Annotated in this window: 24 protein-coding genes and 1 tRNA gene; 12 read left to right on the top strand and 13 right to left on the bottom strand. The window is 73.9% G+C overall.

Annotated features, from left to right (window positions below; all coding sequences use genetic code 11):
* Positions 1-25: 25 nt before the first annotated feature.
* Positions 26-592, bottom strand: a complete 567-nt coding sequence (locus I8N68_RS06035) for a TIGR03086 family metal-binding protein (protein WP_200208833.1) — start codon at positions 590-592, stop codon at positions 26-28.
* A 31-nt stretch (positions 593-623) separates the two neighbouring features.
* Here I8N68_RS06035 and I8N68_RS06030 point away from each other — a divergent pair, with 31 nt between their 5' ends.
* On the top strand, positions 624-1418 hold the full coding sequence (locus I8N68_RS06030; RefSeq protein ID WP_200208832.1) for a helix-turn-helix domain-containing protein: 795 nt from the start codon (positions 624-626) through the stop codon (positions 1416-1418).
* Between the two features lie 36 nt (positions 1419-1454).
* On the opposite strand, the gene I8N68_RS06025 is transcribed toward I8N68_RS06030, so the two are convergent.
* Genes I8N68_RS06025 through I8N68_RS06000 form a run of 6 tightly spaced genes read right to left on the bottom strand, consistent with a single transcriptional unit; the run spans position 1455 to position 7053 of the window.
* Positions 1455-2993 (bottom strand): SpoIIE family protein phosphatase, encoded by a 1539-nt coding sequence (locus I8N68_RS06025; protein WP_200208831.1) that lies wholly within the window; start codon positions 2991-2993, stop codon positions 1455-1457.
* 2 nt (positions 2994-2995) lie between these two features.
* Positions 2996-4324, bottom strand: a complete 1329-nt coding sequence (locus I8N68_RS06020) for an ATP-binding protein (RefSeq protein ID WP_200208830.1) — start codon at positions 4322-4324, stop codon at positions 2996-2998.
* A gap of 32 nt (positions 4325-4356) precedes the next feature.
* Entirely contained in the window at positions 4357-5370 is a 1014-nt protein-coding gene (locus I8N68_RS06015; RefSeq protein WP_200208957.1) for a SpoIIE family protein phosphatase, read from the bottom strand.
* Positions 5367-5786: an ATP-binding protein gene (locus tag I8N68_RS06010; RefSeq protein WP_200208829.1), complete on the bottom strand. Its 420-nt coding sequence runs from the start codon at positions 5784-5786 to the stop codon at positions 5367-5369. The genes I8N68_RS06015 and I8N68_RS06010 overlap by 4 nt, the downstream gene beginning before the upstream one ends.
* On the bottom strand, positions 5783-6193 hold the full coding sequence (locus I8N68_RS06005; protein ID WP_200208828.1) for an STAS domain-containing protein: 411 nt from the start codon (positions 6191-6193) through the stop codon (positions 5783-5785). Before I8N68_RS06005 ends, I8N68_RS06010 begins: the two co-directional genes overlap by 4 nt.
* Positions 6193-7053, bottom strand: a complete 861-nt coding sequence (locus I8N68_RS06000; protein WP_200208827.1) for an STAS domain-containing protein — start codon at positions 7051-7053, stop codon at positions 6193-6195. The genes I8N68_RS06005 and I8N68_RS06000 overlap by 1 nt, the downstream gene beginning before the upstream one ends.
* 162 nt (positions 7054-7215) lie before the next feature.
* Between I8N68_RS06000 and I8N68_RS05995 the strand changes: the two genes are divergently transcribed.
* The gene (locus tag I8N68_RS05995) at positions 7216-7572 is read left to right on the top strand and encodes an STAS domain-containing protein (RefSeq protein WP_200208826.1); all 357 of its coding nucleotides are present in this window, start codon (positions 7216-7218) and stop codon (positions 7570-7572) included.
* A gap of 10 nt (positions 7573-7582) precedes the next feature.
* Here the strand turns inward: I8N68_RS05995 and I8N68_RS05990 are convergent, their stop codons facing one another.
* A complete protein-coding gene (locus tag I8N68_RS05990) occupies positions 7583-8893 on the bottom strand; it encodes a CynX/NimT family MFS transporter (RefSeq protein ID WP_234038828.1) in 1311 nt (436 codons plus the stop codon).
* Positions 8894-8942: 49 nt separating this feature from the next.
* On the opposite strand from I8N68_RS05990, the gene I8N68_RS05985 reads away from it, so the two are divergent.
* From I8N68_RS05985 to I8N68_RS05965, 5 genes are all read left to right on the top strand, one after another.
* On the top strand, positions 8943-9626 hold the full coding sequence (locus I8N68_RS05985) for a FadR/GntR family transcriptional regulator (protein ID WP_200208825.1): 684 nt from the start codon (positions 8943-8945) through the stop codon (positions 9624-9626).
* A gap of 39 nt (positions 9627-9665) precedes the next feature.
* Positions 9666-10124 carry a large conductance mechanosensitive channel protein MscL gene (gene mscL / locus I8N68_RS05980; protein ID WP_200208824.1) on the top strand — a complete coding sequence of 153 codons (459 nt, stop codon included), beginning with the start codon at positions 9666-9668 and terminating at the stop codon, positions 10122-10124.
* Positions 10125-10204: 80 nt separating this feature from the next.
* Positions 10205-10453, top strand: a complete 249-nt coding sequence (locus tag I8N68_RS05975) for a hypothetical protein (RefSeq protein ID WP_200208823.1) — start codon at positions 10205-10207, stop codon at positions 10451-10453.
* A gap of 29 nt (positions 10454-10482) precedes the next feature.
* Positions 10483-10857, top strand: a complete 375-nt coding sequence (locus I8N68_RS05970) for a hypothetical protein (RefSeq protein ID WP_200208822.1) — start codon at positions 10483-10485, stop codon at positions 10855-10857.
* Between the two features lie 154 nt (positions 10858-11011).
* Positions 11012-11287, top strand: a complete 276-nt coding sequence (locus I8N68_RS05965) for a hypothetical protein (RefSeq protein ID WP_200208821.1) — start codon at positions 11012-11014, stop codon at positions 11285-11287.
* 67 nt (positions 11288-11354) lie between these two features.
* Here the strand turns inward: I8N68_RS05965 and I8N68_RS05960 are convergent, their stop codons facing one another.
* On the bottom strand, positions 11355-12692 hold the full coding sequence (locus tag I8N68_RS05960; protein ID WP_234038827.1) for a benzoate/H(+) symporter BenE family transporter: 1338 nt from the start codon (positions 12690-12692) through the stop codon (positions 11355-11357).
* A gap of 61 nt (positions 12693-12753) precedes the next feature.
* Between I8N68_RS05960 and I8N68_RS05955 the strand changes: the two genes are divergently transcribed.
* Positions 12754-13302 carry a helix-turn-helix domain-containing protein gene (locus I8N68_RS05955; protein WP_200208820.1) on the top strand — a complete coding sequence of 183 codons (549 nt, stop codon included), beginning with the start codon at positions 12754-12756 and terminating at the stop codon, positions 13300-13302.
* Between the two features lie 4 nt (positions 13303-13306).
* On the opposite strand, the gene I8N68_RS05950 is transcribed toward I8N68_RS05955, so the two are convergent.
* Positions 13307-14329, bottom strand: coding sequence for a helix-turn-helix transcriptional regulator (locus tag I8N68_RS05950; protein ID WP_200208819.1), 1023 nt, complete (start codon positions 14327-14329; stop codon positions 13307-13309).
* Between the two features lie 64 nt (positions 14330-14393).
* On the opposite strand from I8N68_RS05950, the gene I8N68_RS05945 reads away from it, so the two are divergent.
* The 3 genes from I8N68_RS05945 (at position 14394) to I8N68_RS05935 (ending at position 17181) form a co-directional block, all read left to right on the top strand.
* Positions 14394-15113: a PP2C family protein-serine/threonine phosphatase gene (locus tag I8N68_RS05945; protein ID WP_200208818.1), complete on the top strand. Its 720-nt coding sequence runs from the start codon at positions 14394-14396 to the stop codon at positions 15111-15113.
* Positions 15114-15195: 82 nt separating this feature from the next.
* Complete coding sequence (locus tag I8N68_RS05940; RefSeq protein ID WP_200208817.1) at positions 15196-16392, top strand: GNAT family N-acetyltransferase; 1197 nt, start codon at positions 15196-15198, stop codon at positions 16390-16392.
* A gap of 39 nt (positions 16393-16431) precedes the next feature.
* Positions 16432-17181 (top strand): ZIP family metal transporter, encoded by a 750-nt coding sequence (locus tag I8N68_RS05935; protein ID WP_200208816.1) that lies wholly within the window; start codon positions 16432-16434, stop codon positions 17179-17181.
* A 96-nt stretch (positions 17182-17277) separates the two neighbouring features.
* On the opposite strand, the gene I8N68_RS05930 is transcribed toward I8N68_RS05935, so the two are convergent.
* The 3 genes from I8N68_RS05930 to I8N68_RS05920 form a co-directional block, all read right to left on the bottom strand.
* On the bottom strand, positions 17278-18360 hold the full coding sequence (locus I8N68_RS05930) for an NAD-dependent epimerase/dehydratase family protein (protein WP_200208815.1): 1083 nt from the start codon (positions 18358-18360) through the stop codon (positions 17278-17280).
* 44 nt (positions 18361-18404) lie between these two features.
* Positions 18405-18704, bottom strand: a complete 300-nt coding sequence (locus I8N68_RS05925; RefSeq protein WP_200208814.1) for a hypothetical protein — start codon at positions 18702-18704, stop codon at positions 18405-18407.
* A 63-nt stretch (positions 18705-18767) separates the two neighbouring features.
* Positions 18768-19256, bottom strand: a complete 489-nt coding sequence (locus I8N68_RS05920; protein WP_200208813.1) for an anthrone oxygenase family protein — start codon at positions 19254-19256, stop codon at positions 18768-18770.
* 170 nt (positions 19257-19426) lie between these two features.
* On the opposite strand from I8N68_RS05920, the gene I8N68_RS05915 reads away from it, so the two are divergent.
* Positions 19427-19498 (top strand) — tRNA-Lys (locus tag I8N68_RS05915).
* The last annotated feature ends 80 nt before the right edge of the window (positions 19499-19578 follow it).

Below are 19578 nucleotides of genomic sequence, written 5' to 3'. Positions count from 1 at the left end.
CTATTCACTCAGCGAATAGTGAATGTCAAGGGCGCCAGGTGGGGTTGCGGCCGGTGCGGCACAGGAGGCGGTCCAGGTCGGTGGCGTCGGCGCGGGTGGGGACGGGTTCGGCGAAGGCGCCCATCTGCTGGCCGGTGTCACCCATCCGGTCCATGAAGCCGTGCAGCGCGGCGAGGACCTCCGGCTCGACCGCCAGGTGCTGGCCCGTGGCCCGGGCCAGGTCCCAGGCGTGCACCGTCAGGTCGGTCAGGGCCATCTGGCCGACCGTCTCCTGCGGCAGGCCCATACCGGGCGAGACGCCCTCCATCGTGGCCGGGTCTTCCCAGGACTCGACCAGCCGGGTGGCCTCCGCCGCGAACCGGTCCCGCCAGCCCTCGGTCAGGTGGTCGTTCTTCGCCGACCAGTCGACCTCCCGTTTCCGGGCCAGCTCCTGGAAGTTGACCACCACGTCGTACAGGTGGTTGAGGAGATCGCGCACCGCGTAGTCGGGGCACGGCGTGGGCAGGTCGAGCTGATCGTCGGTGATGCCCCGGACCACCGCCACCGTCCGAGGTGCGGCGACGGCCAGCAACTCACTAGTCTTCGTACTCATAGGGCCAGCGTATGAAGGTGGTCTTGAAAAAATGCGACAGCAAGCGCGGCGGGACAGTCGGGGCATCCTCGACCCGGGCCGGCTGCTGCGGCAGGTCCGCTTCCGCCGCCGGCTGCCCACCCCCGCGCTGCGCCCGTACGTCGAGCACTACTGGCTCATCGACTGGGAGCTGACCGAGCCCTTCGCCCAGCGGGTGGTACCGCATCCGGCGGTCAACGTGGTGTTCCACGGCCAGGACGGCGGTCCGGAGACCGCCGAGGTGGCCGGCCCCGGCGACGAACTCTTCGTCATCACCCTGCACGGCACCGGCCGAGTCAGCGGCGTCCTGTTCCGGCCCGGCGGCTTCCGGCCCTTCTGGCCGCGCCCGGTCGCCGAGCTGACCGGCCGGCGCCGGCCGCTCGCCACCGTCGGCCTCCGCGCCGCGGGCCCGGTCTGCCCCGGCAGCGACGACGACCGGTGCCGGCGGCTGGACGAGCTGCTCACCGGCTGGGCGCCCGCACCGGATCCACTCGCCGCCGAGGCCAGCGCGCTGGTGGAGGAGATCCGCGCCGACCGTTCCATCCTGCGGGTCGACGACTTCGCGCGCCGGCACGGGAGCTCCACCCGGCGGCTGCAGCGGCTCTTCCTCGATCACATCGGCGTCGGTCCGAAGTGGGTGATCCGGCGGTACCGGCTCCAGGAGGCGATCGAGCAGGCCGCCGGCGGTCCGCTGGACTGGGCGGTGCTCGCCAGCGACCTCGGCTACAGCGACCAGGCTCACCTGGTGCGCGAGTTCACCGCGGTCGCCGGGGTCTCCCCCGCCGCCTACGCCCGCTCGCTGCGCTGACCCGCCGTCCCGCCGCGAGCGAAGGGGGCGCCGGCGTCAGTGGCGGCGGACCGCGACCACGGCGACGTCGTCGTGAATCTCCGGCGGGGCCAGCTCGACCAGGAGCCGCTGGCAGAACTGGTCCAGGTCGTCGTCCACCCGGCTGGCGACCGCGCCCAGCGCCGCCATCCCCTCGTCGATCGTGGCGTCCCGCCGCTCGATCAGCCCGTCCGTGTAGAGGACCAGCGTCGCGCCGGCCGGCAGTACGAACTCCAGGTCCGGCGGGCGCGGCGCGCGGACCCCGAGCAGCGGGGCGGCCTGCTCGACGAACTCCACCCGACCGTCCGCGCTGACCAGCGCCGGCAGGTGCCCCGCGCTGGCCAGCCGGATCAGCCCGCTGGCCGGGTGCAGCAGCAGCACGCAGATGGTCGCCAGCTCGTTCGGCAGCAGGGTACGCATCAGCTCGTTGACCCGATCCAGGATCACCCCGGGCTGATGCCCCTCCACGGCGTACGCCCGCACCGCGTGCCGCAGCTCGGCCATCACCGTCGCGGCGTGCAGCGAGTGGCCGGCGACGTCGCCGATCGCCATCAGCAGGTGCCCGTCGAGCATCACCAGTTCGTAGAAGTCGCCGCCCACCTCGGTCCGGGCACTGGCCGGCTCGTACCGCACGGCCAGGTCGAGGCCGGCGACCTCGGGGAGCCGGCGGGGCAGCAGGCTGCGCTGGAGGGTGACCGCGATCCGGTGCTCCTCGTCGAAGGAGCGTTGCGCCTCCACCGCCGAGGCGATCGCCTGGGCGAGCTGCACCAGCACCGGCGTGCGTACCGTCTGGGTCGAGGTCGGCACCACCACGTAGAGCGGGGGCCGGTCCTCGCGCAGCTTGGCGGCGGCCACGGTCACCGTGTCGCCGGCCGGCCAGTCGATCCACCCCCATTCGGCCGGCTCGTCCACCCGGACGGTGGCACCGATCGGCACCCCGGTGTCGTCCACCGCCCACGGGACGACCTCGGGCTCGGCGTCCGGCCCGGCCACGACCCCGGCCAGGCAGTCGCCGTCGAAGGTCTCCGCGACGACGGCCGCCGGGCTCTTGAAGATCTGCGCCGCGCCGGCCGCCGCGGCCTGCAGCAGCCGGACGAAGTTCGAGGCGGCGTGCATCTGCACCGTGGCGTCGGCGAGCGCGGCCAGCCGCTCGGCGAGCAGTTCCGCCCGCTGCCGCGCCTGGTAGTAGCGGAGCACCGCGTGCGCGGTGGCGACCAGTTCCTCCGGCTCGATGGGCTCGGCCAGGTACGCGTCGGCGCCCCGGGTCAGCCCCTGCGCCCGGTCCACCACGTCGACCGCGTGCGCGGAGACGTGGATGACCGGGGTCGCCGGGTTGCGTTCCTTGATCCGTTTACAGACCTCGAAGCCGCTCAGGTCCGGCAGCCGGACGTCCAGCACCACCAGGTCCACCGGGTCGGTCTCCACCCGGGCCAGCGCCTCGGCGCCGTTCTCCGCCTCGATCGTCGCGAACCCGGCCCGGGTCAGCCAGCTGACCAGCAGGTAGCGCTTGGCCCGACTGTCGTCGACCACCAGCACGGTCGTCGCGCCGCCGTCCACCGTCACGCTCCGCCCGCGGGCAGGGTCACCGTGAACGTGCTACCCCGGCCCGGCTCGCTGGACAGCTCCAGCGTGCCGCCGAGCAGGGTCACCAGCCGGCGCGCGTACGGCAGGCCGAGGCCCGTGCCGCCGACCCGGGTCGCCCCGGGCACCTGGTAGAACTCCTCGAAGATCCGCTCGTGCAGCTCCGGCGGGATCCCGACGCCGGTGTCCGAGACCGACAGCGCCCAGCGGTCGTCCCGCCGCTGGGCGCGCAGCCGCACCTCGCCCCGCTCGGTGAACTTGAGCCCGTTGTGCAGCAGGTTGCGCAGCACCTGGGCGAGCAGCACCTCGTCGGCGCGGACGAGGGCCGGATGCGACGGCTCCTCCACCACCAGCTCGACCTCCGGCCGGGTGGCCAGCGCGCGCAGGGTGCCGCGCAGCTGGCCGTAGAGCGCGCGCAGGTCGACGTCCGTCCAGTTCGGCTCGATCCGGCCCGACTCGGCCTTCGCCAGGTCCAGCAGCTCGTTGACCAGACCGAGCAGGTCCGCCGCCGAGGAGCGGATCAGCCCGACCTGACGGGCCTGCTCGGCGGTGAGCGGATCGGAGGCGGAGTCGGCGAGCAGCCGGGACAGCCCGATGATCGCGGTGACCGGGGCGCGTAGCTCGTGGCTGACGTTGGCCAGGAAGCGGCTCTTCGACTCGCTGGCCGCGCGCAGCTGGGCGGATTTCTCGTCCAGCTCGGCGTAGAGCGCCACCACCCCGCGGTTGGTCTCCTCCAGCTCCTCGGTGAGCTGGTTGTAGAGCGCCATCACGCCACGGTTGGTCTCCTGGAGCTCGGAGTTGAGCACCTCCAGCTCGTCGCGCTGGCTGCGCACCTCGTCCAGCGCGGCGATCAGCTGACCATTCTGGGCGGCCAGCTCGTCCAGCACGGAGCCCGGAGCGCTGCTGCCCAGCTCCGCACGGAGCTCGGCAAGGCGTTCCGGAGTCAGCGCCGGGGAGTCGGCCGGGACACGTCGGGACATCCTCACGACCGTATCCCCCTCGTCCGTGACGACGCCCAGCATGTCCACCAGCCGCGCCACCGCGCCGGACTGCGGCTGGTAGCCGCCGCCGGGCAGCGGGCGCGTCGGCGCGAGGTCCACGTACAGGAGAGGCCGCCCGGCGACGACATCGAAGCCGACCGAGAAGGTGACGTCCGCCCCGCCGACGCTACCCAGCAGGTCCCGGGCCACCTCACTGAGCGCGGTGGCGATGCGGACCTGGTCCTGGTGCTCCAGGCCGACCGCCGCGGCGACCTCGCGACCGCGCTGCCGGACGAGGAAGATGTCGTGCTCGACCCGGAGCGCCATCTGCAGCAGCGGGGATGCGCCGGCCGGCGGGGTCACGACGATGCCCGGGCAACCAGTACGGAGGCGTCGTCGCGGCGGGTGCCCGCGTCCCGGAGCAGCGTGGCGGCCGTCACCAGGGGGGTCCGCTCGACCAGGCCGGGGTAGTCGGCGAGGTCCCAGCGGTCGACCACGCCGTCGCTGTGCATCACCAGCGTCGCGTCGGCGGCGAACGGGTAGTCGTACTCCCGTACCACGGGGCGCTGATGGCCGGCGATGCCGGGCAGCGAGACCAGGCCCCGCCGCCGCTCGCCCGCCACCACGATCATGGCAGCGATATTGCCGAGACCGGCGTACCGGAGCAAGCCCGCGGCCCGGTCCAGCTCGGCCACCGCCAGCGCCGCGCCCCGGGTGTGCGCGATGGCCCGGTGCAGGTGCTCCACCACCGCGCCCGGCGGGCCGACCGGCGCGGTCCGGAACGCGCGCAGCGCGGCCTCCGTGGCGGCCGCCGCCAGCGGGCCGTGCCCGAGTCCGTCGCAGACCAACACCTGGCGTCGCTCCTCGGCGATCCGGACGGCGTACCCGTCGCCGCTGACCTGCTCGCCGGTGATCGGCCGGACCAGCCCACCCGCCCAGGACTCCGCCGGCGCCGGCCCGGACCAGAGCTGCACGGCGAGGACGGTGCCCCGGCCGGGCCGGGAGTAGCCGTCGTACCAGCTCGCCTGCCGGGCGATCGCGCCCAGGCCGATGCCGAGCGTCCCGGTGGTGGAGTGCCCGTCCTGCGAGGAGACGGTGAGGTCCGCCATGCCGGGCCCGGAGTCGATGGCGACCAGTTCCACTCCGGCCCGCCCGGCCCGGCGCACCGGGCGGAGCAGCAGCACCCCCTCCTGGGCGTGCTTGACCAGGTTGCTGGTCAGCTCGGCCGCGACGATGGCCAGGTCGGCGATCCGCCGCTCGCCCAGCTCCAACTGGGCGCCGAGCCGTTCGGCCGCCCGGCGTACGCCGCTGGCCGCGCTGCTGCTCTCCACCCGGAACCAGAGACCGTGGTCGGCGACCACGTCCCCGTTCATCGGGACCACTTGGTGATGGTGATCCGGGTGCCCTCGCCGACGGCGGTGACGACGTCGAAGTCGTCCACCAGCCGACGGGCCCCGCTGAGGCCGAGGCCGAGGCCGCCGCCGGTGGTGTACCCGTCGGTGAGGGCGAGGTCGAGGTCCGGGATGCCCGGGCCGGAGTCGGCGAAGACGATGCGTACCCCCCGCCGGCGGCCGTCGTCGACGCTGGCCACCTCGGCGCTGCCGCCGCCGCCGTAGATCAGGGTGTTGCGGGCCAGCTCGCTGGCGGCGGTGACCAGCTTGGTCTGGTCGACCAGCGAGAGCTTGGCGGCCACCGCCACCGTACGCACCAGTTGCCGTACCCGGACGACGTCGTCGTCGCTGCGGATCGCCTGAATCTGCGGCGCGCCCAGGTCGACACCGGCGGTCATGTCGTGGCCGTCGTTTCGGCGTCCTCGTCGCCGTCGGTCAGCACCCACTCGTCGGCGCGCGCCGCCGCGATCAGCTCCATGCCGCGCTCGACGTTCAGCGCGGTCCGGATGCCGTTGAGCGACAGCCCGAGCTCGACCAGGGTGATGGCCACGGCGGGACGCATCCCGACCACCACCGTCTCGGCGTCGAGCACCCTGGAGATGGACGCGATGGTGGAGAGCATCCGCCCGACGAACGAGTCGACGATGTCGAGCGCCGTGATGTCGATGATCACGCCGTGGCAGCCGGTGGCGACGATCCGCTCGGCCAGGTCCTCCTGCAGCGTCACGGCAGTCTGGTCGGACATGTCGACCTGGATGGAGACCAGCAGGATGTCGCCGATCTTGAGGACCGGCACCCGCTCCATCAGGACTCCCGGCGCTGGTGGCGGCGGGCGCTGTCGACGCCGGTCAGCCGAAGCACGTGGCGCAGGGCGTCGGCGAGGCTCGCCTTGGTGGCGATGTCCCCGAACTCGATGCCGAGGGCGACGATGGTCTGGGCGATCTGCGGCCGGATGCCGGAGATGATGCAGTCGGCGCCCATCAGCCGGGCGGCCACCACCGTCTTGAGGATGTGCTGGGCGACCTGGGTGTCGACCGCCGGCACACCGGTGATGTCGATGATCGCGTACGGCGAGCCGGTGTCGACCAGGGTCTGGAGCAGCCGCTCCATCACCACCTGGGCGCGGGCCGAGTCGAGCGTGCCGACCAGCGGGACGGCGACCACGCCCTCCCAGATCTTCACCACCGGGGTGGAGAGTTCGAGCAGCTGTTCGGCCTGGTCGGCGATCAGGCTCTCCCGGGTGCGCACGAAGCTCTCGAAGGTGAACAGCCCCATCTGGTCGATCAGCGCGGAGAACGCCACGAAGTCGCGGAGCGTGCCGGCGTCCGGGCTCTCCTCCATCAGTTCGAGGAGCACGTCCTTCACGGCGAAGACGCTGATCGCCGTCTCGGTGGCGGTGAAGCCCTGCCGGGCCCGGCCACGGGACAGCTCGGCGAGCACGGCACGAAGCTCGCCACCCTGCTCGGCCGACAGCTCGGTGAGGCCGTTCCGCGTCGCGTCGATCATGCTACGGTGCAGCTCCTGCACCTGCCGGGCGAACTCGGCCTGGCTGAGGCGGCCGCGCAGCGACGCGCCGACCCTTTCCGTCCAACGCTGGGTCAGCCGGTCCGCGTGCTCACTCAGCAAGCGGGCGAGCCGACCGCTTTCCTCGGCGCTCAACGCCATGGTGACCTCCCTGGACTCGCGAACCGGCCGGACTCTATCACCGGGGCACGTCAGACTACTTGCCCTGGGGCAAAGGATGATCGTGGGCACCCGTCTCGGCTCCCGTTCTGCGTGTCCCCCGCTTCGTGGGATACCGTTCCACCGAACACAGGAGGTCGACGAATGTCCCTGACGGTGCACACGGAACAGCGCGGCGACGTGGTCGTCGTGTCGGTCGCGGGCGAGCTGGACATGGCGACGGCACCGCAGCTGCAGGACCAGATCACGGATCTGCTGGACAAGGGGCGCAGCCGCCTCGTCTTCGACCTGTCGGAGGTGTCGTTCTGCGACTCCACCGGGCTGTCGGTGTTCGTCCGGGCCAAGAACAGCTGCGACGAGGCCGGCGGTGTGGTCCGGCTGGCCGCCCCGCAGCGCGGCGTCCTGCGCATCCTCGAGGTGAGCGGGCTGGTCGAGGTGCTGCACACGTACCCGACGGTCGAGCAGGCCGTCGCGGGTGACCCCACGCCGGCCTCCTCCTGATCCTTCTCCCTCAGCGCTCGTCCTCGATGTAGCGGGGACGAGCGATCACCATGCCCGCGCCGGTCTGCACGACCAGGGCCACGAGGAGGAAGCCGAGCGGTGCGGTCCAGCCCCCGGTCGCCTCGTAGAGGATGCCGACCAGCAGCGGGCCGAGCGCGGCGATCACATATCCGGTGCTCTGCGCGAAGGCGGACAGCGCCACCGTGCCTTCGGCGGTGCGGGCGCGCAGCCCGATGGTCGTGAGGATCATCGGGAAGGCGCCCTGACCGAGGGCGAGCAGCAGCACCCAGAGCGGAGCCAGGCCGCGCGGTGCGAGGGCCAGGCCCAGGTAGGCCGCGGTGGAGAAGGCGGTCAGCGCGAGCACCAACGGGCGCAGCGTGCGCAGCCGGCCGGCCAGGGTCGGCATCCCCAGCGCGACCGGCACGCCGAGCGCGGTCACCCCGGCCAGCAGCAGCCCGGCCGCCTCGGGCGCGTAGCCGGAGTCCCGGAAGAGCTGCGCCAGCCAGCCCATGATCGCGTACCCGCTGAGCGACTGCGCGCCGAAGTAGACCGCCATCGCCCAGCCCAGCCGGGTCCGCTCGGGCCGGACCCGGGTCGGGGTGGCGACGGCCGCCGGGGTCGCCCTTTGCCGGGTGGCGCGGGCCCGCAGCGCCAGCGGCACCCACGGGAGTACGGCCACCGCGGCCAGCCCGGCCCAGACGCCCAGCCCGGCCCGCCAGGAGCCGACGGCGTGCGCGACCGGCACCGCGGAGGCGGCAGCCACCGTCGTGCCGATGGTCAACGCCATCGTGTACGCCCCGGTGACCAGCCCGGTGCGGTGCGGGAAGTGCTGCTTGACCAGCATCGGAAGCAGGATGTTCGCCACCGCGATGCCGGCCAGCGCCAGCGCGCTGGTGAGCACGAAGACCGCCGCGGAGTCGGTCGCCACCCGGAGCACCTGGCCGACGGTGAGCGCGACCATCGCCACGACCAGGACCCGGGCCGGCGCGTACCGGCGGACCAGCCACGGGGTGAGCGCGCCGAGGCCGGCGAAGGCGATGGTGGGCAGCGTGGTGACGAAGCCGGCCATCGTGCCGGAGAGACCCAGGCCGCCGCGCACCTCGTCGAGCAGGGCGCCGAGGCTGGTCACCGCGGCCCGCAGGTTGAGCGCGACCAGCAGCATGCCGACCAGCACCAGCGCGCCCCCGGTGGCCGGGGACGGGGCGCCGACCCGCGTGGCGGCCGGGGACGGGCCGGGCGTCACGTCGGTGGTGGGCGTGCCCTCGGCGGTCGGGGTCCGGTCCCGCATCGGGGCCTCGGTGCTGGCGGTTGGCGGGGTCATGACCTCGAACCTACAATCATGGGATGAATTTCGGCAGCAGGTGTAACCGGTGACACCGCCCGTCGATTCCGTCGCCGTGCCGCCGCGCGGCCAGCGGGTACGGGAGACGATCGCCCAGCTCCGGGCCCGGATCCTCGGCGGCGAGTGGCCGGTGGGCGGCCGGATCCCGACCGAGCCGCAGCTGGTCGCCGCGCTCGGGGTCGGGCGGAACACCGTCCGGGAGGCCGTCCGCGCCCTGGTCCACGCCGGCGTGCTGGAGTGCCGTCAGGGCTCCGGGACGTACGTGGTGTCCACCGACGAGCTGGCCCCGGTGGTGGCTCGCCGGCTCACCGACGACCGGATGGCCGAGGTGGTCGAGGTGCGCCGCGCCTTCGAGGTGGAGGCGGCCCGGCTCGCCGCGCTGCGGCGTACCCCCGATGACCTGGCGGCGCTCGACGCCGCGCTCGCCGCGCGGGAGGCCGCCTGGCGCTCCGGCCGGGTGGACGACTTCGTCGAGGCCGACGCCGCGCTGCACACCGCGGTGGTCGCCGCCGCGCACAACGGCATGCTCGCCGAGCTGTACGCCTCGGTCGGCGCCGCGCTGCGCAGCACCGTCGCGCAGGCCATGGGCGACGCGCTGGAGCCCGAGCGGTACGTCGACCACGGTCGACTGGTGGCCGCGATCTCCGAGGGCGATCCGGCCCGCGCGGCGATCGAGGCCGGTGCTTTCCTGGAGTCGCCCTCCGGGGCATAGGTTGTCCGGGACACAAAATCGGACAGCACAGGAGTACGGATGCTCAAGGGCTTCAAAGACTTCATCATGCGCGGAAACGTCGTCGACCTGGCGGTCGGCATCGTCATCGGCGCCGCGTTCACCGGACTGGTCAGCTCCTTCACGGACAGCTTCCTGAAGCCGCTGATCAAGCTGCTCGGTGGCGGCACCGAGGTGACCGCCGGTGTGTGGACGCTCGGGGAACAGAAGTTCCTGTGGGCGAACTTCTTCAACGCGCTCATCACGTTTCTACTGACCGCGGCGGTGCTCTACTTCCTCGTGGTGTTCCCGATGAACAAGCTGGCCGAGCGTCGGCGGCGCGGCGAGGAGCCGCCGCCGAAGGCGCCGAGCGAGGAGGTCAGGCTGCTCACCGAGATCCGGGACGCGCTGGTCACCGCCGGTCACGCCACCCCGGGGCAGCAGCGCGGAGCGCTGGACGACGTGCTGGGTCGCCGGAACGAGCCGCCCGTCGGTCGCTGACGTACCGCATGCACATCGGCCCCTGTGGGAATCCCGCAGGGGCCGTCCCGCGTCGTACACATGTTCGATAGAGTCCCGCCATGGAGCAGCGCAGGCACTGGTGGAACGGGAAATGGGGGCGACTGGCCCGGCGGGACGTCTTCCTCCGGGTGGACGGGGACCGCTGGCACGTCGAGCAGCGGGCCGGCGGCGCCGAGGGGGTCTCCCAGTTCTACGAGTACGCCAGCGCCGACGAGGCCGAGGAGACGGTCCGGGCCCTGTTGGAGGGGCCGGACGGCTGGCGCGAGCTGTCGCCCCGACCGCCGAGCGGCTGGACCCCGCCCGTTTAGTGCAGGGTCCGCCCGGGAACCGCGCCTGGATGAACCAGCAGGGTACGCAGCAGCAGGCGATCGTCTCCCGGGTCACCACCGGCATGCGGGTGGTCGACTCGACCGGGGTCGAGGTCGGCACCGTGGATCTCGTCCAGCGGGGGGATCCGACCGCGGTCACCGTGCAGGCGCCCACCGCCGACCCGGGCAGCAGCCTCGACGAGCTGATCGAGTCGGCGGCGGTCGAGGAGCCGGAGGTGCCGGCCGACCTGGCCGCCCGGCTGCTCCGCAGCGGCTACCTGAAGGTCTCCACCGAACTGGCCCGCACGGGGGCGGTCTACGTGCTCGCCGACCGGATCGCCGCGGTCTCCGACGACCAGGTACGCCTCACCGTCCCCGCCACGGAGCTGCCCGAGGAGGAGTGAGCCCGGTCCTGTGCCGGTGCGCCGACGGGGGTCGGTGCACGCGCGCTGTGGAGCTGATGTCGTAAACGAATCGCCGCGCCGACACCGGCAAGCACGACCGACCCGCCGGCGGGCCCACCAGCCGATCCGCTCCGCCCCACTCTAGGCTGGTCGCATGTGGATGGTCATCGGCGAGCAGCGCGGCACCTCGTCGGATCCCGAGGAGCGGTCGGGCCAGTTCACGCACATGGCGGAGGTGACCCGGCAGAGCCCGGGATTCGTCCGCGGCTGGTGGGGCGCGGACGACGACGACCTGGGGCTGAGCCACGCCCTGGTCGTCCTCGACACGCTGGACAACGCCCGGGCGCTGAAGCGGATGGTGGAGGAGAACGTCACCGGGGTACGCCTACGCCTCATGGAGATCGGCCTCGAGGTCGACGGGGCGTCCTGATTCGGCCGCCCGGCGGGGTGATGACGTAGACGATTCAGCTCCAAAGGAAGCGGCCCCATACCGACCCTCAACGGACCGGCGGCACCGACAACGACGTCCGCCCGCGGCCGCCAACCCCGTCGGCCGCTGGCGGGGTGCCGACCGGCTGCCCGGCAACGGGAGCCGGCACGCCGTCGACCGGAGGCACCGGGTCGACCGGCTGCACGGTCTCGGCAGCCGAGCGGGCCGTGGCCGACGGGTCGTCCCCACCGGGCCGCCGGCGGCGGAACAGCAGCAGCATCAGCCAGCCCGCGAGCAGGCCCCAGAACGCGCCGCCCACGCCGAGCAGGCTCACCCCGGACGCGGTCACCACGAAGGTGACCACGGCCGCCTCCCGGGCGTCCGGTTCCGCGACGGCCGCCGAGACCGCGCCGGCCAGCGCACCGAGCAGCGCGAGCCCGGCCACCGCCTCGACCAGGATCGGCGGGGAGAGCAACACCAGCGCGGTGGCCACGCCCGCGCCGAGGCCGAGCATCGCCAGGCCGATCCCGGCGGTGACCGAGGCGATCCAGCGCCGGTCCGGATCCGGGTGCGCATCGGGGCCGGCGGCCAGCGCGGCGGTGATCGCGGCGAGGTTGACCGCGTGCCCGCCGGCCGGCGCGCCGAGCGCGCTGGCCAGCCCGGTCACCCGGAGGGCCGAGCCGAGCGGCGCCCGGTAGCCGTACCCGGCGAGCACCGCCATCCCGGGCACGTTCTGCGCGGCCATCGTGACCAGGAACAGCGGCAGCGCGAGCCCGACGATCGCCGACACCGTCCAGGCCGGCGCGGTCAGCTCGACGACCGGCGCGAGGCGCGGCCGGGCCGGCCCGGCGCCGTCGGCGGTCAGCGCGATGGCCACCGCCGCCACGGCCAGCGCGGCGGGCACCGCCCAGCGGCGGGCGAACCGGTGCAGCACCAGCCAGGTGAGCACCACCGGCCCGGCCAGCCGGGGCAGCTCCACCAGCGCCCGGACCGGAGCGGTGCAGAGCGGCAGGAGCACTCCGGCGAGCATCGCGCTGGCGATCGGCGCGGGGATCGCCGCGACCGCCCGGCCGAGCGCGGGGACCAGCCCGGCGGCCACGATCAGCAGGCCGGCGACCAGGAACGCCCCGACCGCGGCCGGCCAGCCGCCGGGGACCGGACCGGTGGCGACCAGCAGCGCGGCGCCCGGGGTGGACCAGGCGACGGCCATCGGCAGCCGGTGTCGCAGCCCGAGCCAGACCGCGCAGAGCCCGGCCGCCACGCAGAGCACCAGCAGGCCGGAGGCGGCCTGCGCATCGTCGGCGCCGACCGCGCGCAGGCCGGCGAGCACGACGGTGAACGAGCTGGCGAAGCCGACCAGGGCCGTCACGATCCCGGCCAGCACCGGTTGCAGTCTGCCCGCCATGGGCCTCCCCCTCCGCCAGCCGTTCCGTTTACGGAACGGCGACGTGTAGCACCATAGCGGCATGGCCACGCCTCCAGCACATCCCGATCCAGCCCTCGGGACGGTCGGCCCGCGGGTCCGCGCGCTCCGCGAGGAGCGGGGCATGTCGCTGTCCACGCTGGCCCGGCTGGCCGGCGTCGGGAAGGCCACCCTCTCCGGCCTGGAGAACGGCACCCGCAACCCGACCCTGGAGACCCTGTACGCGGTCACCGCGCAGCTCGGCGTGCCGCTCACCGCCGTCCTCTCCGGGCCGGCCGAGACGCCGACGGTACGCGGCGCCGCGGTCGGCGCCACCCTGCTGGAGGTCTTCTCCGACACCGACGCGACGTACGAGCTGTACCGGATGCGGGTCAGCCCTGGACCGGCGCAGCTCTCCCCCGCGCACCAGTCCGGGGTCACCGAACACGTCACCGTCTTCTCCGGCGTGCTGCGCGCCGGGCCGGTGGACGCCCCCCTGACCGCCGGCCCCGGCGGCTACCTGCGCTGGACGTCCGACGTACCGCACAGCTACGCCGCGGACGGCGACGAGCAGGTACGGGCCAGCCTGCTGCTGCGCTACCCGCGCCGCTGACCGGTCAGCCCGGCGGCGCGGAGACCGGCAGCCGGTGCCGCACCGCCCAGAGCGCCGCCTCCGTACGCGACGCGGAACCGGTCTTGCGCAGCAGGTTCGACACGTGCACGGTCACCGTCCGCACCGAGATGCCGAGCGCCCGGGCGGCCTGCTTGTTGGACATCCCGGCGACCAGACAGCCGAGCACCTCGATCTCCCGGCTCGTCAGCTCCGCGTCGGGCGGGGCCGCCGGCCGGGGCACCAGGTGCTCGGGCAGCGGCTCGTCGACCAGGCCGTCCGGACCCCGGCCGGCGTGCGCGGCGAGCAGCTCGGTCAGCACGTACGGGTTGCCGCCGGTACGCCGCCAGACCGCGGCGGCCACCGGCTCGGTGGGGCGGGCACCGTCGTACACCTGGGTCAGCACCTCGGCCACCTCGGCGACGGTGAGCGGCGCGAGGTGCTGGCGCACGGCGCCGCGTACCCCGGTCAACCGGGCCAGCGCGCGGACCGCGAGGTCCGGCGCCACCGCGTCGGCCGGCGGCCGGCTCGCCACCACCAGCAGCGCCGGCAGCTCCGGCGTCGCGGCCAGCTCGCCGAGCAGGTTCAGGCTGGCCGGGTCGAGGGCGTGCAGGTCCTCCACCACCAACACCGCCGGGCCCGCGCCGACCAGCAACCGGACGGTACGGACGGCGAGCCGCAGCAGCGTGCCCGGCGGGTAGCGCTCGCGCGGCGCGTTGGGCTGCTGGGCGAGCCAGGCCAGGGCGTCCGGCGGCAGGTCCAGACCGGTGGTGTCCCGGCCGGTGAGCACGGCCGCCAACCAGTCGTACGGAGCCGGGTCGTGCACCCGCGCGGCACCGGCGAGGATCACCGCCGGGCGCGGGGCGAAGCGCTCCAGGGCGGCCGCGACCAGCAGGCTCTTGCCCACCCCGGCGACCCCGGTGATCACCGTGACGGTGGGCGCCGGCCGGCGGCCGGAGACCACGGCGGCCCAGGCCCGGTCGAGCTCGGCCAGCTCGCCGGCGCGCCCGACCATGGACACCGGCATCATTTCTCACACCCTACGCAGTAGTGCGTAGAGACGGCGGCAGGGTCTTCTTGGCAAGCTTGACCCCATGACGCGCATCCTCCGCTCGGCCATCCTCAACGACGTCGGCCTCGTCCGGACCAACAACGAGGACTCCGCCCTTGCCGGTGACCGCCTGGTGGCGGTGGCCGACGGCATGGGCGGGCTCCCCGCCGGCGAGGTGGCGAGCGAGATCGTCATCCGGATCCTGGACGAGCTGACCCCGCCGACCGTCGCCGACGAGGCCGCCGATGCGCTGCGGGCCGTGGTGAGCACCGCCAACCAGCGCATCCGCGCCGCCATCACGGTCGACCCGGCCCGCGACGGCATGGGCACCACGCTGACCGCCGCGCTGCTCGCCGGGGAGACCCTGGTCCTCGCCCAGGTCGGCGATTCCCGCTGCTACCTGCTTCGGGACGGGGAGCTGACCCAGCTCACCCGGGACGACACCTTCGTCCAGGCGCTGGTCGACCAGGGGGCGCTCTCCCCCGACCAGGCCCGGCACCACCCGCAGCGGTCCCTGGTCACCCGGGCCGTGCAGGGCGCCGACGCGCCCCCGGCCATCGGGGTGCTCACCGTCTTCCCCGGCGACCGGCTGCTGCTGTGCAGCGACGGCCTCTCCGACTACGTCGAGGACGCGGCCATCGCCGCCGCGCTCGCCACCTATGGCGACCGCCAGCTGTGCGGGGAGCAGCTGGTCAAGCTCGCCCACCAGGCCGGCGCGCCGGACAACGTGACCGTCGTCGTCTCCGACGTCACCGCGACCTGACCGGCACCACCGGGCGGGCCGGCGCGGCACCGGCGCGACCAAAGCGGTTGCGGCGGCCGGTGACCCGGGTTGGGATGAACGGATGCGCATCCGCCGGTTGGCCGCCGAGGAACGACTGGCCACCAGCTTCCCGCTCCAGGCGTACGCCTTCGAGGCGTCGCCGCTGCCCGCCGCCCGGGCCGAGGAGTTCCGCGACTACCTGCCGTACAACGCGGGCAACCGGACCCTCGTCGTCGAGGAGGACGGCACCTCGGTCGCCGCCGCCTCGGCCGTCCCGATGCGGCAGAACCTGCGCGGGCGGGTGCTGCCGATGGCCGGCGTGGCGGGGGTGGCCACCCACCCGCTGGCCCGCCGGCGGGGCCACGTCCGGGCGCTGCTGCACCAGCTCCTCGATGAGATGCGCGACGAGGGGCATCAGCTCAGCGCACTGCACCCGTTCCGGGCCTCGTTCTACGAGCGCTTCGGCTACGCCGGGCTGCCCCGGCCGCGTACCGCGACGTTCTCCCCGGCCGACCTCGGGCCGCTGCTGGCCGCCGAGCTGCCCGGCGAGGTGGTCTGGGAGCGGATCGGCGCCGGCTATCCGACCTGGCGCGCGTTCACCGAACGGTGCCTGCACGAGCGGCACGGTTTCGCGGTCTTCCCCGCCTTCCGGGCCGTCGGGCTGCGCGACCGGGACGACCGGTGGCTGCTCACCGCGGTCGTCGACGGGAGCACCGTCGGCGCGGTCACCTACCGGATCGACGACCACGGCGGCCACCTGATCGCCGACGACCTGCTGACCACCGACCCGTACGCCCGGGCGCTGCTGCTCCAGTTCTTCGCCCGGCACGTCGACCAGGTCGACCGGATCCGGGTCCAGCTCCCCGCCGACGAGCTGCCCGAGCTGTGGCTCACCGACCTGGCCATGCACGTCGAGACGCGGGTCTCCCGACCCGGTTCACCGGCGCCGATGGCCCGGCTGCTCGCCCTGGACGCGCTGGACGGGCTGCCGGCCGGCGCGGGTCGGGTCCGGGTCGAGCTGGTCGGCGACCGCTGGCTGGCCGGGACGCACCTGCTCGACGGGACCACCGGTCGGCTGGAGCTGGTCGACGGGTCCGCTACCGGGTCCGGCGTGCCCACCGCGACGCTGACCGCGGCCGGGCTCTCCGCCCTGGCGTACGGGGTGCTCGACCCGGCCGAGGTCGACATCCGCGACCTCGGCGACGTACCGGCCGACGCGGCCGCCGCGCTGCGCCGGATCTTCCCCCGCGAACTGCCCTACCTCTTCGCCGACTTCTGACGGTTTGATCGCCGCCCGACCGCGGGTACGGTCCGACGAATGCCGGAGTGGTTGCAAGCGGGATCCTGGGGTCTGCTGGCCGGTTCGGCCCTGCTGATCGGTGCGGGCGTCGGGTTCTTCGCCCGGGTGCCCCGGAAGCTCACCGCGTCGATCATGGCGTTCGGCGCCGGGGTGCTGCTCAGCGCGGTCTCCTTCGAACTGATCGCCGAGGCGCACGAGCAGGGCGGTCTGCTGCCCACCGTGATCGGCGCGGCGGGCGGGGCGCTGGCGTACACCGGGGCGAACGTGCTGCTGGCCCGGCGCGGGGCCCGGCACCGCAAGCGCTCCGGCGACGAGCAGCCCTCCGAGCAGGAACAGCCCGGCTCCGGTACGGCCATCGCGATCGGTGCCCTGCTCGACGGCGTACCGGAGTCGGTGGTGATCGGCGCGAGCCTGCTCGCCGGCGGCCCGGTCAGCCTGGTCACCGTGATCGCGGTCTTCCTCAGCAACGTGCCGGAGGGCCTGTCCAGTGCCGCCGGCATGCGCCAGGCCGGCCGCACCCGGCGGTACGTCTTCCTGCTCTGGACCGGCATCGCCCTGATCAGCGGCGCGGCGGCGCTGGCCGGCTACACGCTGCTCGGCGGCGCCCCGCCGGAGCTGCTGGCCACCATCACCGCCCTGGCGGCGGGCGCGATCCTCGCGATGATCACCGACACGATGGTCCCCGAGGCGTTCGAGGACGCCCACCTCCTGGTCGGCCTGATCACCGTCCTCGGCTTCCTCACCGCCTTCACCCTCTCCCACACCTGACCCACTCCCTCAAGATCCGCGCACTTTCCGAGAAAACGTGGCCACTCGGCGCCCGAGAGCCACGCTTTCTGCGGAAGTGCACGGATGCCCGCCCGGTCAGTAGGGGTTGCCGTGGCCGGGCGGGCGGGTCTTGAGGAGGGCGGCGGGGCGGCCCGGGAGGGTCGGGTCCGTCGACATGGGCGGAGCGCCGGTGCCGGCGGTGTCGGCCATGCCGGCGAAGAGTTCCTTGACCGCGGTCAACGCGTCGATCCTCGGCGTCCAGCCCAGCTCGGTCTCGGCGCGCTCACTGGACATCAGCGGCGCGTTCAGCGCCAGCTCCACCCAGCCGGCGTCGACGGGTTGCAGCCGCGCGCGCCAGGTCAGCGCCGCCGCGACCCGCAGCACCGGGGCGGCCACCGGCACCGTCCAGCCGTGGAAGTGCCGGGCCACCAGCTCCGGGCTCAGCACCGGGTCCGCGGCGACGTTGAAGGCACCGCGCGCCTCACCCAGCAGCGCCCTCGCGTACGCGTCGGCGACGTCGTCGGCGTGCACCGCCTGCATCCGCAGCCGGCGGTTGGTGGGAACCAGCGGGATCCGGCCGTACTTGAGCAAGCGGACCGGGGCCAGCGGCCCGAGGAAGTAGCGGGCGATCTCGGTACCGGCGTCCCGCTGGAAGGTCAACCCCGGGCGCAGCCGGACCACCCGCAGCTCGGAATGCTCCCCCTCGACCGTGTCGAGCAGCGCCTCCACCTCGGCCTTGTCCCGGCTGTACGACGACCCGGGCACGCCGGTCGCCGGCCACCGCTCGCTGACCGGGTGATCCTTGGGTCCAGGCGCGTAGGTGCCGACCGAGGAGGCGTACACCAGGGCGGGTACGCCGGCCCGAACGACCGCGTCGATCACCGCGCGGCTGCCGTCGACGTTGGTGCGGTGCAGGGTGTGCTGGTCGTGGCTGGGCTGGATCTGCCAGGCCAGGTGCACCACCCCCGCCGCCCCGGCGAAGACCGTCGCCAGCTTGTCGGCCGCGCCGGGCGCCCCGATGTCGCAGGAGTGCCACTCCACCCGGTCGTACGGCTCACCGGCGTCCGGCCCGGGGAGCCGGCGGGCCACCCCCACCATTTCCAGCCCGGACTCCTGGCGCAGCCGACGCAGCAGCGCCGTCCCGACGTTGCCGCTGGCCCCGACGATCACGATCCGCATACCGGTGCGGTACCCGCTGAACCGGACTCCAACCCCCGGATCGGTCAGGGTCGTGGCGCGTGGCGTACCCAGGCCTTCTCCTCCCGGCGGCGGCCCTGGGTTGCGGCGAGGCAGCGTGGGCAGACGGCGCCCTCCGGGTCGGCCTCGGTGAGCACGTCGGTCGAGGAGTAGTCGAACGGCACGTGCGGGAAGCGCCGCAGCCGGGTGCGGCTGAGCGGCAGCCCGCACACGGTCTGGTTCTGCCCCGGCAGCCAGGCGTGCACCTCGCCACCCGGCCGCCGTACCCCGTCCGCCCCCGCCACCTCGCTGGACGCCGCCACCGCGGCGCTGCTGCTCACCCTCATGCCCCGCACGGTTCCCCGTCCCGCGCGGCCCATGCGCGGCCCCCGGCAACCGGCGTGGCGCGGTCAGGCGCGCCCGGTCAGCAGGGCGCCGATCAGGCAGGCGAAGGCGAGCACGTTGGTCACCGTGCGCGCCAGGTTCCACCGCACCCAGCTCGCCTCGAAGCGCTCGCGCACCGCCGCCAGGTCGGCGATCCGGTCCACCGGCCCGGCCGCGTCCAGCCGGTCGTTCAGTGGCACGTTCCAGCGCATCGTGGTCATCAGGGTGGCGAGGTACAACACGAGCGCGGCGGCCGTCCAGGCCAGCACCCGGCCGCCGACACTGAGATGCAGGACCACCGCCAGCGCGATCAGCAGCACCGCCCCGAGGAAGGCGGCCAGGAACCAGCCGTTCAGGATCCGCCGGTTGATCCACTGCATGGTCCCGGCGAAGGTCCGGTCGTCGGTCGCGGCCAGCCCGGGCATGACCGAGCAGGAGTACGCGAAGAACAGCCCCGCCATCAGCCCGGTCACCAACGTCGCCCCGCCCAGCGCGACGGTACGCAGCATCGTCATGCCTCCCAGCCAAGCCGGCCACGGGTCGCCCGGCCATGGCCGAGGGACTCGCCCGGATGCGCGCGCGTCTCACCGAGGGTTTGGGGACGTCGCCGGCGGGTGTGCGGAAGATCGACGAGCGGCGGGAGCCGGAGGGCCCGAAAGGGCGGGTTCCGGTAACCTGAGCGGACGGGCCGCTAGCTCAATGGCAGAGCTGTGGACTTTTAATCCATAGGTTCAGGGTTCGAGTCCCTGGCGGCCCACTCCGTTCCAGCTCAGCGGCCCTTCGCGGGGTCGTCGTGTTGGCGCGCCCGGCTCGTACAGCAGCGAAGTACAGCAGTAG

Source organism: Micromonospora coerulea, assembly GCF_016598485.1.
GTDB classification, from domain to species: domain Bacteria; phylum Actinomycetota; class Actinomycetes; order Mycobacteriales; family Micromonosporaceae; genus Micromonospora; species Micromonospora coerulea.
The sequence above is the reverse complement of the archived record's forward strand: the minus strand, read 5'-3'. Positions and strand labels throughout refer to the sequence as shown.

What these genes read in the sequence shown, in the direction of transcription:
- I8N68_RS05940 (WP_200208817.1), top strand. Translation starts at nt 15,196, where the DNA reads ATGCGCATCCGCCGGTTGGCCGCCGAGGAACGACTGGCCACCAGCTTC.
- I8N68_RS05930 (WP_200208815.1), bottom strand. Translation starts at nt 18,360, where the DNA reads ATGCGGATCGTGATCGTCGGGGCCAGCGGCAACGTCGGGACGGCGCTG.
- I8N68_RS06035 (WP_200208833.1), bottom strand. Translation starts at nt 592, where the DNA reads ATGAGTACGAAGACTAGTGAGTTGCTGGCCGTCGCCGCACCTCGGACG.
- I8N68_RS05935 (WP_200208816.1), top strand. Translation starts at nt 16,432, where the DNA reads ATGCCGGAGTGGTTGCAAGCGGGATCCTGGGGTCTGCTGGCCGGTTCG.
- I8N68_RS05965 (WP_200208821.1), top strand. Translation starts at nt 11,012, where the DNA reads ATGTGGATGGTCATCGGCGAGCAGCGCGGCACCTCGTCGGATCCCGAG.
- I8N68_RS05955 (WP_200208820.1), top strand. Translation starts at nt 12,754, where the DNA reads ATGGCCACGCCTCCAGCACATCCCGATCCAGCCCTCGGGACGGTCGGC.
- I8N68_RS06010 (WP_200208829.1), bottom strand. Translation starts at nt 5,786, where the DNA reads ATGACCGCCGGTGTCGACCTGGGCGCGCCGCAGATTCAGGCGATCCGC.
- I8N68_RS05925 (WP_200208814.1), bottom strand. Translation starts at nt 18,704, where the DNA reads ATGAGGGTGAGCAGCAGCGCCGCGGTGGCGGCGTCCAGCGAGGTGGCG.
- mscL (WP_200208824.1), top strand. Translation starts at nt 9,666, where the DNA reads ATGCTCAAGGGCTTCAAAGACTTCATCATGCGCGGAAACGTCGTCGAC.
- I8N68_RS05990 (WP_234038828.1), bottom strand. Translation starts at nt 8,893, where the DNA reads ATGACCCCGCCAACCGCCAGCACCGAGGCCCCGATGCGGGACCGGACC.
- I8N68_RS06015 (WP_200208957.1), bottom strand. Translation starts at nt 5,370, where the DNA reads ATGAACGGGGACGTGGTCGCCGACCACGGTCTCTGGTTCCGGGTGGAG.
- I8N68_RS05995 (WP_200208826.1), top strand. Translation starts at nt 7,216, where the DNA reads ATGTCCCTGACGGTGCACACGGAACAGCGCGGCGACGTGGTCGTCGTG.
- I8N68_RS06020 (WP_200208830.1), bottom strand. Translation starts at nt 4,324, where the DNA reads ATGGCGCTCCGGGTCGAGCACGACATCTTCCTCGTCCGGCAGCGCGGT.
- I8N68_RS05960 (WP_234038827.1), bottom strand. Translation starts at nt 12,692, where the DNA reads ATGGCGGGCAGACTGCAACCGGTGCTGGCCGGGATCGTGACGGCCCTG.
- I8N68_RS06000 (WP_200208827.1), bottom strand. Translation starts at nt 7,053, where the DNA reads ATGGCGTTGAGCGCCGAGGAAAGCGGTCGGCTCGCCCGCTTGCTGAGT.
- I8N68_RS05950 (WP_200208819.1), bottom strand. Translation starts at nt 14,329, where the DNA reads ATGATGCCGGTGTCCATGGTCGGGCGCGCCGGCGAGCTGGCCGAGCTC.
- I8N68_RS06005 (WP_200208828.1), bottom strand. Translation starts at nt 6,193, where the DNA reads ATGGAGCGGGTGCCGGTCCTCAAGATCGGCGACATCCTGCTGGTCTCC.
- I8N68_RS05945 (WP_200208818.1), top strand. Translation starts at nt 14,394, where the DNA reads ATGACGCGCATCCTCCGCTCGGCCATCCTCAACGACGTCGGCCTCGTC.
- I8N68_RS05970 (WP_200208822.1), top strand. Translation starts at nt 10,483, where the DNA reads ATGAACCAGCAGGGTACGCAGCAGCAGGCGATCGTCTCCCGGGTCACC.
- I8N68_RS06030 (WP_200208832.1), top strand. Translation starts at nt 624, where the DNA reads ATGCGACAGCAAGCGCGGCGGGACAGTCGGGGCATCCTCGACCCGGGC.
- I8N68_RS05975 (WP_200208823.1), top strand. Translation starts at nt 10,205, where the DNA reads ATGGAGCAGCGCAGGCACTGGTGGAACGGGAAATGGGGGCGACTGGCC.
- I8N68_RS05920 (WP_200208813.1), bottom strand. Translation starts at nt 19,256, where the DNA reads ATGACGATGCTGCGTACCGTCGCGCTGGGCGGGGCGACGTTGGTGACC.